Consider the following 10363-nt stretch of genomic DNA (forward strand, 5'->3'; position numbering starts at 1 on the left):
AGGGCGTTCAACGCGGGAGTCTCATTATCCTGTCTGCGTATCCTCGCCCACAGGCTGCCACACCTGTTTTGCGGCCTGGTTTTGTCGCTCACCTGTTTGGTAGGGGTCCCGTCCTGCGGACTTGCAACAGGGTCATGGCGCACCGGCCGACCGGCTCCACACAGACAAATTGTATCCGTCTGCCTTATTCTGCCCGAAGGCTTTCTTTGTCAAGGAACAATAAGGCTTTGTCAGCCTGTAAAAACATACCGTTTCCGATATGCTTTTACGGAACGACAAACAGCCCATAACGGGAAGCGTGGAAAGGGGTATACGCTCCCCGCATGGGCTTAAAGAGTTAGCCTACATGAAACGCAAGAGTGCGGGTAATAAGGCGCACTTGCAGCCTGTTACGCATTTCTTCGTCCACATAGGAGTAAGTATTGCCCGCGTCGTCTTTCAACGTTCGGGTACAAAGTTTCGCTATGTAACCCTCATAATGCTTCAAGATCGCGCACATGGCGTTTGTGTCGCCGTTTGCCGCTGCGGAAATGACAGGGAACGGCAACAGATTTTCAGATTTCCTAACGGTGTTCATCATCTGCTTTTCCCTCCAAATATTGTTTGATCTTCGCAAGCGCGGATTTCCTATGCCGGAAAACCGTCGTGCGTACAACATTCAGCAGTTCGCCAATTTCCGTGTCGCTCATATCCAAGAAGTAGGACAAGAGAACAATATCGCGTTTTCTTTCAGGCAAAGCGGTAAGGGCTTCGGCAAGCAGTTCATTTTTGACGAGTACATCAAAGCCGGACACTTGAAAACGGAAATAATCGCTTTCGTATTCGTCCGTTGTGAAAAGCTGCGCGAGTTCGCTTTCGCTCAAATCCGAAAAAGGTACTTCGCGTGCTGCGCGTTTCGCAAGAGTGCGGCGGTGGCTTTTCGCTTCGCCAACCAAAGTTTTCTTTGCTAATGCGTCGTACTGATGTTGTATTCTTTCCTTGTCGGAAGAAGATAGCTCCATAGAGTTCACCTCCTTCCCGCGTGGAGTAGAGGACGGGAGTTAAGGGCTTGTCCTCTCTGCCCCTTTCGCTCCGTACCCGTTCGGGAGATGGCTCTTGAGTGCGTTTTTCAGAAAAAAGTTGAAAAAAGCAAAATGCGCCCGTCCGCAAGACGCGGACGAGCGCAAAGGAAATGTAAGAAGTATTTAGATGTATTGACAGTTCATACTCATAGCCGGAATATCCCGCTTGCGGAGCATAGCTTTTTTTGACCGCAAAGCATTAGGCGGGTTACAGTAAATAAAAATGGACACGGCGATACCTCCCCGATACCGCCGTATCCTTAAAAAAGGGCGACTTTAATACACTACCCGCAATCCATTCTATAATAGGGAACAGCGGCTTTTGCGCAATATTAAATAAAAAAGCCGATAACACATAGGTTTTTTGACCTAATGCGTTATCGGCTCTGCGTCTATGCGTCTGGCACTTTTAATCATTTTTTTTTGAATTTATTATATGTGTTAGCTAACTGTCCACAAGCCGCGTTAATCTCTCTGCCATGAGAAACTCTCATAGTAACTTCAAGTCCTGCTTGCTCTAATTGATGTTTGAATGCAACTATTTCCCGTTTCTGTGGTGCTTTAATTCTTGAATTGCTTGTTGGGTTGTATTGTAACACGTTAATCATAACTTTTTTGCCCCGAAACCATTTTGCAAGTTGTCTTACATCTGAGGGCCGGTCATTTATACCCGGTAAAAGCAAATACGCAAAGACAATTTTGCGATTATGCCTTTCAGAATAGGATAAGGCTTGCTTAACAACATCTTCAATAGCATATATGCGCATGTGAGGAATAATACGATTTCTTGCAGATTGTGTTGCTGCGTGTAAAGATATTGTCAACTGAATTTTAAGATGTTCCTCGCGCAATTTTTTTAATTGATCGACCGGACCAACTGTTGATATGGTAATGCCGTCGGTTGGAAAGTTGAGCCCATATCTATCTCGGAGAATATGGATTGCTTTTATCAAGTTGTCATAATTGAATAAAGGCTCTCCCATACCCATAAAAACGATACGGTTTACTTTTCGACGCAACAATATAATCTGTTGTACGATTTCTGACGATGTTAGATTACGAACAAAGCCATTTCGCCCGGACTCACAAAAAATACAACCAACAGGACAACCGACTTGTGTGCTCACGCAAACAGTTCCACCATCTCGCCGCTTGATAAAAACCGTTTCAATGTATTTGTTGTCTTTCAGTTCGTAAACATACTTTTCAGTATCACTGCTTTTGCAAATATTTTTTACCAACATTGATAGATTTTTTTTGCGTGGTAATTGCTTATATAATTCTTCATATAAGGCTTTTGCTTCATTCTCGCCAATAACTTCCGACATTTCTTTGTAAGTAAATCCGTATGGATCATTCCGTACTTCCGCAGGCGTATATTTAGGTAAACGTTTCATTTTTATATCCTTTCTTCTAAATAATAAAAGTTTGTTTTTCTGTATTTTTGATTACAATCTCTAATTTTTCTACATCAATGATATGCGTCAATTTGCATTTAGGGCAGAAAAGAGGAAAATCTTTTAATACAGTATTATGAAATACTTGAACTCTCGTCTTTCCGTTACAAATCGGACATTTTATCCAATATTTTTTAAGCATTATATTTCACTCGTCCTTTTTACACAAAAAAATGCAGGTCAATCCTCAACATGAGCATTGACCTGCATTTATAATGCACAGAGCAGTACAACAAAACTAAGGCATAGCTTGCACTATGTCTATACTATATCTATACGTCGTTAGTTTTTTGTATAGCATCCGCAAAATAAGCATGACAAAAAAGCCCATGTTGAAAATGGGAAAATCCTTTTTTTCAATGCTTATCTAATACGCATGCTATGCAACATAAACGCCGCCTCCTTTTACATAAATTTTATTTTATCAGAAAATCAGTCTACTGTCAATACACAACAGGAAGTATTTAACCTAATGATATGAATTGTGTGGACATATCCAAAAAGAAAGGTGAACTGTAAAATGTAACAGGGTGAATGAAAATGGCAAAAAGACCCGTACCATTGTACGACTTTAAGGCTTTCGGGGCAGCTATAAAAGCCGCGAGAAATGAATACGGCGAGAGCCGCAAAAAGGTAAGCGACGAGTTATATATTTCCCCGCGCTACCTTGCGAATATCGAGAACAAGGGACAACAGCCGAGTTTACAGGTATTCTATGACCTTGTAACCCGGTATCATATTTCGGTAGATCAATTTTTCTTCCCGAACAGCAATGCGGAGAAATCCACCGGGCGGCGGCAGCTTGACGCGCTGCTGGACGGTATGAGCGATAAAGGCATACGGATTGTAACCGCAACAGCAAGGGAGATAACGGAAGTCGAAAAAGCAGAGGATTAACCTCACAATATGAGAAATCGGGAGATTGCAGCGCATGGCGGCTGCAATCTTTTTTTGCGTCCAAAATCAAAGGAACGCGCAACAAATACCGCCTTTCGGTGGGGGTATGGAGTAGATAGCAAGCACAGCAAACGAGTACCCGCTTGCGATTTTTGGCTTTAGGGAACCCTCTCCCTAAACCCGAAAAATGCTTGTTGGGAACATCCCAAACCCTGATACGAAAAGAGGCGAGATACCACGATGGCAAACCGAAAACGAAATATCCAGGTGAAGTTCTATGTGACCGCCGAGGAAAAGGAACTGATGGAACAGAAGATGGCCCAGCTCCAGACAAAGCGGATCGGCGCCTACCTGCGGAAGATGGCGATTGACGGATATATCATCCAGGTGGACACCAGGGACATTAAGGAGATGAACAAACTTCTGTCCGCCATTGGCCGGAACATCAATCAGATTGCCAAGCGGGTCAACGCCGGAGGCCCCACCTATCAGGCCGACATGGAGGAAATCCGGGAAAGGCTGGATCAGATATGGCAGTTACAAAGACGCATCCTATTAAGTCAACGCTGAAAGCTGCGATTGACTATATCTGCAATCCTGACAAGACGGACGGGAAGCTGTTGGTGTCCTCCTTCGGCTGCGCCGCCGAGACCGCCGACATTGAATTTGAATGGACACGCCGCCATTCCATCGACAAGGGCACACACCTGGGCCGTCACCTGATCCAAGCCTTTGAACCTGGGGAGGTCATGCCAGAGGAAGCCCACCGGATCGGCATGGAACTGGCACGGGAGGTCCTGGGCGGCAAATATGAATTTGTCCTCACCACTCACATTGACAAGGATCACGTCCATAATCACCTGATTTTCAATGCGGTCAGCTTCACCGACCACAAGCACTACCATTCCAACAAGCGCAGCTATCACGAGATACGCCGGGCCAGCGACCGGCTGTGCAAAGAACACGGCTTGTCCGTCATCGTCCCTGGCCGGGATAAGGGCAAGAGCTACATTGAGCATCAGGCCGCACAGAACGGCACCAGCTACAAGGCAAAGCTGAAAGCCGCCATCGACCGGCTGATCCCCGTGTCCTCCAGCCTGGAAGATTTGCTTGCCCGGTTGCAGCGGGAAGGGTACGAAATCAAGCGGGGAAAGTATATCTCCGCCAGGGCGCCGGACCAGGAGAGGTTCACCCGGCTCAAAACCCTGGGCGCCGATTACACGGAAGCAGCCGTTGTCTCCCGCATTGCCGGAGGTCCCAGGCCCTCCAGACAGCCCCAACAGCGCAGCGGGAAGGTCAGCCTGCTCATTGACATTCAGAACAATATCAAGGCCCAGCAGAGTGCCGGATACCAGCGGTGGGCAACCATCGAGAATCTGAAACGGGCGGCCGCCACCATGAACTTTCTCACCGAACACGGCATCGGCAGCTATGAGGAATTGGTGGAACGGTGTGACGCCGTTGCCGCCGCCTCCATCCGTACCAGGGAAAGTCTGCGGGATACGGAACAGCGGATCGCCGACCTTGCCCTCCTGGGAAAGCAGATCGACACCTACCGCAAGCTGAAACCTGTCTATGACCGATACAAGGCATCAAAGGACAAGGAAAAATTCCTGCGCGGCTTTGAGAGCGAGATTATCTTATTCGAGGCGGCCGCCAGGGAAATCAAAAAGGCCGGGCTCACCAAACTTCCTTCCTCCGATAAGGTGAAAGCAGAACTGGAAGGACTCTCCGCCCGCAAGGCCGCCCTGCAAACGGAACTTCGGAAGATACAACGGGAGGAAAAGGAATATGACACCCTCCGCCAGAATGTGGACGCCCTGCTGGAAAGGCCGAAGGAACAGGAACAGCAGCGGCAGCGGAGCAACGACTTGGAGTAACGGGGATTGGGCGCTTTTGACAGTCTTTGCAAAACCCCTGGGCGCATGGTTATCCGGCTGATATAATGGAACCAGGAATGGAGGTGCTGACTGTGACGAAATCCGAAGTAATCAAAGAGTTTTTCAAAAAGAGCGTGCTGCCCGTGGCGGTGGCGGCTTTGCTGTACTGCATTTTCAAATCCGTCTGCACAAAAGATGGAGTCACCGACTATGTATGGCTGTTCATCCTTTGCGGTCTGCCTTTTGGCATCCCACGGATGTTTGCCTGGATCGTGCCGGGCGGCTCTTTGGGAACCGCCCTTCCGTTGTTTCTGCTGAACTTTATTATTGGCGGAGTGATCGGCGGTTTCGTCCTGGTCTGGCGACTGCTGGTGTCTACCTGGTATATTCCCTTGACCATCTATCGACTGTTCATAACAAGAGGGACTTCCTATATTCCAGAATAGCACTATGGAAATGTGGAAAACGGCCGCTCCACCGATGGAAAACAAATATTTACGACCTGATGGAAAAGCTGTCAGCTTTCCCACAGCCCGCAAACACTGTTTCCCACAGCGCCGCCCCTTTGACCGTTTACACACATTCCCACAGCGCCTACTACTGCTACTGAAAATGAGCGCCATCACCGAAAGATGATGGCGCTCATTCTTTTTCTCCGTATCCTTCCCCAGCAAGATTTAGTATATTCTTTTTTTCTTTCTGCGCATAGCGCATGGTCTGATAAGCTCCGCCGCCTGTATGGTCCACATAGAATACAACGAGATTGCTTCGCTTCACCATCTGCCGGTTGCGAATTTGAAAAGCGCCTTTTGGATGGCTGCTGGCCGCGCTGCCGCATATCTCGATTTCATCATAATAGGTTTCAAAGTTTTCCATATTGTTGCGCAGCTCCGCCGTGGGATATGGCAGTATCCAAATCAAGGAACTGTTGTCATCCCGAACAAGTCGCTGCTGGCGTTTGACAGCGGAGGAAACGATCTGGTCAAAATCTCCGTCCCGTCCGACCAGGAACTCCACATACTCCTTTTCCAAAAGCAGCGCATGAACCAGCGCCTCCACACGATCCTCCGCCTCACGAAACTCCGGGATGATCCGGTGTCCAAAAAAACTAACAGTAAATATGTTCACGGTTCTATCTTCGCCATTTTCAAGCCAGTCCCTCCAACAAAGTAAACAATCCACTTCTCATTATATACAAACATTGACTTAAAGTAAATAATTCTTTAATTGGTCTCAATTATAATTTACCTGTTTTGTTGGTAGCATAATATCAGGAGGTGATATTATGCAAACGGAGTTTCCAGAACGCTATATCACTTTGGGCTTGAAGATCGCATATTACAGAAAAAAGGCGGGGATGACACAGGAGGTCCTTGCGGAGAGGATCGGGAAAAGTGTCAACTTCGTTGGTCAGGTAGAAGGAACAGGTACGGTTCGTGGCGTATCTCTTGAAACATTGTTCAAGATCGCCCAAGTGCTGAAAATCCCGCCCTCCAAGCTGTTAGAGGATGACTGATCGACTGCGACGCAGCCAGAACAAAAAAAGAATGGGAGCGCCAACCTCGGATAACTGCATCCGATGTTGACGCTCCCATTTTGCTTGATAAAAGGTGAAAATCCGGCGTTTTTCCTATGCAGAAACGCCCTGCCGCTCCACATGGGAAATCATACTGCCCCTACACGGAAAAGCCGTCACAGCCGGTTTCTTTGACTGTTTTGAACCCTAATTCCCGCACTTTTTGGAACGGAGGGAAAGATAGTGCGGACAGGACAACACCACCGCCCGGAAACTCTGCTTGCAGGGATGGATACAGCCCTTGCATAGCTTGTTATACTGGCGTCTGCCGTTCTCGCCCAGGAAGAACGCCCATTCCAGACGCCATTTCTTGCTCCGGCTCATAAGTCGCCCAGCTCCGGGGGCTTCTTCTGCGGGGCAGGCTTGTCCGGGCTTTTCCGTTCCGCGCACTCCCGTTTTGCGTCCTCCAGTCGCTCCCGGATGGAAGGCTTTTTCTCCGGCGTGGTCCTGCGCGCCTCGGTCTGGGCTTTCTCCAATTCCTCACCACGGCGGCCGTTGTTGATGATCCCGTCGATCATGCCGTAGTCATCCTCCAGGGTCATTTCCGCCGTGCGCAGCGGGTTTTCCGGCTCCACGGGAACGGATACGATCTGCCCGTTGATGCTGGCGAACAGCTCCGGCCGCTTGAATTGCTCGGTGTATTTCTGGATCATGTCCGGGGGCAGGGACGCAAAACTCTCCGGCCCCAGGCCCACCACCAAGAAGGTGCCTGCCACAATGTCGTAAATCTCCCCATGCTCGTCCCGGAGAGAGCGGTTCAGGTCCAGACCGATGAGCTTGCCCTCGTCGTTCAGCACCAGCCCCACCGGATCGTCAAAGGGATAGGAGGCGGCAATGTCGCCGCCCACCTCCGCTTGCAGCGCATGGAGGCCGGGGTCGATTTCCTTCACATAGGGTTCCTTCATGGGCTCCACCACCAGGACAGTCAACTTCTCCGGCGCGGTATGTTCGGGTGCGTCTCCGCTGGGGATGGCAAAGGCGCGGCTGCCGTTGGCCATGATGAGATACTTTCCGTCCTCGGACTCGTGGTGGAAACCGTATCCGGCCGCCTCCATCTGTTCCCGGCTCATATCCGTCACATGGAAGGTGCCCCTGGGAGTCCGCACCGTCTCGCCGGTCTCTCGGTCATCCGGGGTGGGCGCCGCTTGCTGCCCGTACAACTCCGCTTCATACTCCCGGTTTGCCTGCTCCGCAAAGGACAGCATCTCGTCCACATGGGACTGATCCGGGTTTTCAATGGCCTCCCGGATCGCCTGGGGGTCCACATCCAGAAATTCCTCATAGCCGGTGGCGTCCTTGAACTTCTCGATCTCCGAAGGCAGATAGTCCTCCTGGGTCTGCCCCAGGGCGGCCAGTTTCTCGTCCAGGGCGGAGATGCGCCCGGCCATCAGGTTTTCGTAGATTTCTTCCTTTGCCGCGTGTTCCTCCGGGTGCTCGGCGGCATACTGCGGATCGTTCTGCCGGAAAAACTCGTCCATATCGTAGGCAAGATCCATGGCCCATTCCGAAATTTCTTCTTCGGGGATGTCATCCTGGAAGGTCATTACTCGGTATTCCTCCGGGATGCTACCGCGCTCACCATCGTAATACTCATGGAAGCTGTCCCCGGTATCCCGCACATAGCCCAGGTCGGTGAACTGGCCGCTTTCCTCCAGGGCGATGTCCCGCCCGTAGGCTTCATAGTCGATGTAATTGCGCAGATGCTCCGGCACCTGCATGGCGTCCAGTTCCTCGATATAATACCGGCCCAGATCATCGTGGTCATGGATGTCGGGGTAAACATCGTAACAGTCCAGGTTTTCCGTCAGGTTGATAAGCTCCTGGATGCTGCCCGTGTGATCGCCGATCTCCATAGCCGCCTGAAACCGCTCATATTCATCCTGGCTCATATCATCCAGTTTGGAAGCCAGGTAGTTCAGCTCGTCCAGGTTTGCATACTCACCCAGCAGGTCATAGAGGCCGTCCACATAGCAGTCGTAGTCCGTGATGAACCATTCCTCATAGGTCTGCCCGAAGTCGTCCTTCGCACCGATCCCGATACGCTCAAAGACCTTTTTCAGTTCCTCCGCCGTGGTGGGGAACTTCACCCATTCGCCCACAAGGGCGCCCTCGTTGTACTTGCCCAGGTTGGTGATGAAAGCGGCAAAGGGATAATCTTTGTCATAGTCATAATGGGGCATAACGACACCTCCTTACAGTTCCGGCGCAGACTTTTCCCGATGGGGCTGCGCCTTGCTCTGATTGGCACATTCCTTCCGGCTCTGCTCCAGCCGCTCCTTGATGGAGGGCTTTTTCTCCGTCTGCCTCTCCCTGGGACGCTCATGCTCCCACTCGTCGCCGGAAAGGGTGAGATACCCTTTACTGGTGAAGCACCCCTGTTCCTCCCGCATGGCGTGGTTGCCGAAAGGAACGGGATCAATGGCGTCCAGCAGCTCCGGGGGCAGAAGGACATCCAAATGCTGCGCCAGATAGCGCCAGCCCACATCCTCCACCTTGCGGATGTTGGGCTCCAGAATGAAATACTCGGTATTCGCGGGAAACTCCCGGAACTGCTCCAGGGTGGTCAGTCGGAAGGGAGACTCCTGGACAGCGGCCAGGAGGTCACGGTCCTCCGGGGAAAGTCCGGCAAGCGCCTGGGCCGCTGCCTCCAGTTCGCTTGCGTCACCGCCTGCGGGGAGCAGCGGCTTCAAATGCTCCATGAAGTTGACCTCGGTTTTACTTTTTGCCATGCACACCATCCTTTCGTTTGGGAAACTCCAACTTGAAATTGACATACTTGCCGCCGGTATCGTCCAGGATCACCACGGCGTCATAGGTGGAACCTTTCTTCTCCGACCACATCCCCTTGACGGAAGTGTGGCCTTTTTTCAGAAGGTCGGCCGCCATCTTCCGGGTCATTTCCTTGCGGCGGCTGGTCCAGAAACGGTCATTCTTCCACATGACAAACTGGCAGGCCCGGTCCGAACAGGCGAAATTCTTCTTGCCTTCATAGACCGGCTTGCCGCAGCGGGGGCAGAGGCCCACCGTCTCTTTCTCCGGCTGGAACAGCTTTTGCCCATCCTCGGAAATGTGGGAGTATTTCCGCACCAGCTCCGCCGCCATTGCCTCGATCCCGTCCATGAAGTCCTCCGGCGACGCCTGGCCCTTTGCCACCTCGTTCAACCGCTGCTCCCAATCCGCTGTGAGCTTGGGAGAGGTCAGCAGCTCCGGCAGCACCGTGACCAGGTTAACGCCTGCCTTTGTAGGGATCAGGTTCTTGCCCTTGCGCTCCACGAACCCGCCGGACACCAGCTTTTCAATGATGGCCGCCCTTGTCGCCGGGGTGCCCAGGCCCTTGCGTTCTGCCTCGTCCGGCATATCTTCCTTGCCCGCATTCTCCATGGCCGACAGAAGGGTGTCCTCTGGTACGCTTTGTCAAGGGTGTTTAAGAAATTTTCTCGCAGTCATTCAAAATAAGCCGCTTGATTTTGTCGCTCATGGTTTCTTTGCTCG

Annotated in this window: 13 protein-coding genes and 1 pseudogene; 5 read left to right on the forward strand and 9 right to left on the reverse strand. The window is 51.0% G+C overall.

Annotated features, from left to right (window positions below; genetic code table 11):
* Positions 1-337 precede the first annotated feature (337 nt).
* The 4 genes from H8S11_RS09555 to H8S11_RS09570 all read right to left on the reverse strand — a co-directional run bounded on the left by H8S11_RS09555 (position 338) and on the right by H8S11_RS09570 (position 2660).
* The gene (locus H8S11_RS09555) at positions 338-580 is read right to left on the reverse strand and encodes a helix-turn-helix domain-containing protein (protein ID WP_003431293.1); all 243 of its coding nucleotides are present in this window, start codon (positions 578-580) and stop codon (positions 338-340) included.
* Positions 564-1001 carry a sigma-70 family RNA polymerase sigma factor gene (locus tag H8S11_RS09560; RefSeq protein WP_118359292.1) on the reverse strand — a complete coding sequence of 146 codons (438 nt, stop codon included), beginning with the start codon at positions 999-1001 and terminating at the stop codon, positions 564-566. The genes H8S11_RS09555 and H8S11_RS09560 overlap by 17 nt, the downstream gene beginning before the upstream one ends.
* A gap of 473 nt (positions 1002-1474) precedes the next feature.
* Positions 1475-2458: a 23S rRNA (adenine(2503)-C(2))-methyltransferase RlmN gene (gene rlmN, locus H8S11_RS09565; RefSeq protein ID WP_002584956.1), complete on the reverse strand. Its 984-nt coding sequence runs from the start codon at positions 2456-2458 to the stop codon at positions 1475-1477.
* A 16-nt stretch (positions 2459-2474) separates the two neighbouring features.
* Positions 2475-2660 (reverse strand): cysteine-rich KTR domain-containing protein, encoded by a 186-nt coding sequence (locus H8S11_RS09570; RefSeq protein ID WP_003431289.1) that lies wholly within the window; start codon positions 2658-2660, stop codon positions 2475-2477.
* A gap of 398 nt (positions 2661-3058) precedes the next feature.
* On the opposite strand from H8S11_RS09570, the gene H8S11_RS09575 reads away from it, so the two are divergent.
* The 4 genes from H8S11_RS09575 (at position 3059) to H8S11_RS09590 (ending at position 5741) form a co-directional block, all read left to right on the forward strand.
* Positions 3059-3415: a helix-turn-helix transcriptional regulator gene (locus H8S11_RS09575; protein WP_002584957.1), complete on the forward strand. Its 357-nt coding sequence runs from the start codon at positions 3059-3061 to the stop codon at positions 3413-3415.
* A 240-nt stretch (positions 3416-3655) separates the two neighbouring features.
* Positions 3656-3985 carry a plasmid mobilization protein gene (locus H8S11_RS09580; RefSeq protein ID WP_117515670.1) on the forward strand — a complete coding sequence of 110 codons (330 nt, stop codon included), beginning with the start codon at positions 3656-3658 and terminating at the stop codon, positions 3983-3985.
* Complete coding sequence (locus H8S11_RS09585; protein WP_117515668.1) at positions 3946-5295, forward strand: relaxase/mobilization nuclease domain-containing protein; 1350 nt, start codon at positions 3946-3948, stop codon at positions 5293-5295. The genes H8S11_RS09580 and H8S11_RS09585 overlap by 40 nt, the downstream gene beginning before the upstream one ends.
* A 92-nt stretch (positions 5296-5387) precedes the next feature.
* Positions 5388-5741, forward strand: a complete 354-nt coding sequence (locus tag H8S11_RS09590) for a DUF6050 family protein (RefSeq protein ID WP_117515666.1) — start codon at positions 5388-5390, stop codon at positions 5739-5741.
* Positions 5742-5937: 196 nt separating this feature from the next.
* Here H8S11_RS09590 and H8S11_RS09595 read toward each other — a convergent pair whose 3' ends face one another.
* Complete coding sequence (locus H8S11_RS09595; RefSeq protein ID WP_166462244.1) at positions 5938-6423, reverse strand: hypothetical protein; 486 nt, start codon at positions 6421-6423, stop codon at positions 5938-5940.
* Positions 6424-6580: 157 nt separating this feature from the next.
* Here H8S11_RS09595 and H8S11_RS09600 point away from each other — a divergent pair, with 157 nt between their 5' ends.
* Positions 6581-6811, forward strand: coding sequence for a helix-turn-helix domain-containing protein (locus tag H8S11_RS09600; protein ID WP_059004488.1), 231 nt, complete (start codon positions 6581-6583; stop codon positions 6809-6811).
* 380 nt (positions 6812-7191) lie between these two features.
* On the opposite strand, the gene H8S11_RS09605 is transcribed toward H8S11_RS09600, so the two are convergent.
* The 4 genes and pseudogenes from H8S11_RS09605 to H8S11_RS14270 form a co-directional block, all read right to left on the reverse strand.
* Positions 7192-9051 carry an antirestriction protein ArdA gene (locus H8S11_RS09605; protein WP_117515664.1) on the reverse strand — a complete coding sequence of 620 codons (1860 nt, stop codon included), beginning with the start codon at positions 9049-9051 and terminating at the stop codon, positions 7192-7194.
* Positions 9052-9063: 12 nt separating this feature from the next.
* A complete protein-coding gene (locus H8S11_RS09610; protein ID WP_117515662.1) occupies positions 9064-9600 on the reverse strand; it encodes a hypothetical protein in 537 nt (178 codons plus the stop codon).
* Positions 9587-10285, reverse strand: a pseudogene (locus H8S11_RS09615) (DNA topoisomerase); the annotation flags it as partial. The gene H8S11_RS09610 and the pseudogene H8S11_RS09615, both read right to left, overlap by 14 nt.
* A gap of 10 nt (positions 10286-10295) precedes the next feature.
* Positions 10296-10363, reverse strand: a 68-nt coding sequence (locus tag H8S11_RS14270) for a hypothetical protein (RefSeq protein ID WP_436233174.1), incomplete at its 5' end; no start/stop codon positions are given.

Origin of the sequence: Flintibacter hominis (genome assembly GCF_014287965.1) — a bacterium.
GTDB lineage: Bacteria > Bacillota > Clostridia > Oscillospirales > Oscillospiraceae > Lawsonibacter > Lawsonibacter aceti.

Bases quoted from the DNA above. Each gene is read 5' to 3' on its own strand.
- H8S11_RS09555 (WP_003431293.1), bottom strand. From the start codon at position 580: ATGATGAACACCGTTAGGAAATCTGAAAATCTGTTGCCGTTCCCTGTC.
- H8S11_RS09560 (WP_118359292.1), bottom strand. From the start codon at position 1,001: ATGGAGCTATCTTCTTCCGACAAGGAAAGAATACAACATCAGTACGAC.
- rlmN (WP_002584956.1), bottom strand. From the start codon at position 2,458: ATGAAACGTTTACCTAAATATACGCCTGCGGAAGTACGGAATGATCCA.
- H8S11_RS09570 (WP_003431289.1), bottom strand. From the start codon at position 2,660: ATGCTTAAAAAATATTGGATAAAATGTCCGATTTGTAACGGAAAGACG.
- H8S11_RS09575 (WP_002584957.1), top strand. From the start codon at position 3,059: ATGGCAAAAAGACCCGTACCATTGTACGACTTTAAGGCTTTCGGGGCA.
- H8S11_RS09580 (WP_117515670.1), top strand. From the start codon at position 3,656: ATGGCAAACCGAAAACGAAATATCCAGGTGAAGTTCTATGTGACCGCC.
- H8S11_RS09585 (WP_117515668.1), top strand. From the start codon at position 3,946: ATGGCAGTTACAAAGACGCATCCTATTAAGTCAACGCTGAAAGCTGCG.
- H8S11_RS09600 (WP_059004488.1), top strand. From the start codon at position 6,581: ATGCAAACGGAGTTTCCAGAACGCTATATCACTTTGGGCTTGAAGATC.
- H8S11_RS09605 (WP_117515664.1), bottom strand. From the start codon at position 9,051: ATGCCCCATTATGACTATGACAAAGATTATCCCTTTGCCGCTTTCATC.
- H8S11_RS09610 (WP_117515662.1), bottom strand. From the start codon at position 9,600: ATGGCAAAAAGTAAAACCGAGGTCAACTTCATGGAGCATTTGAAGCCG.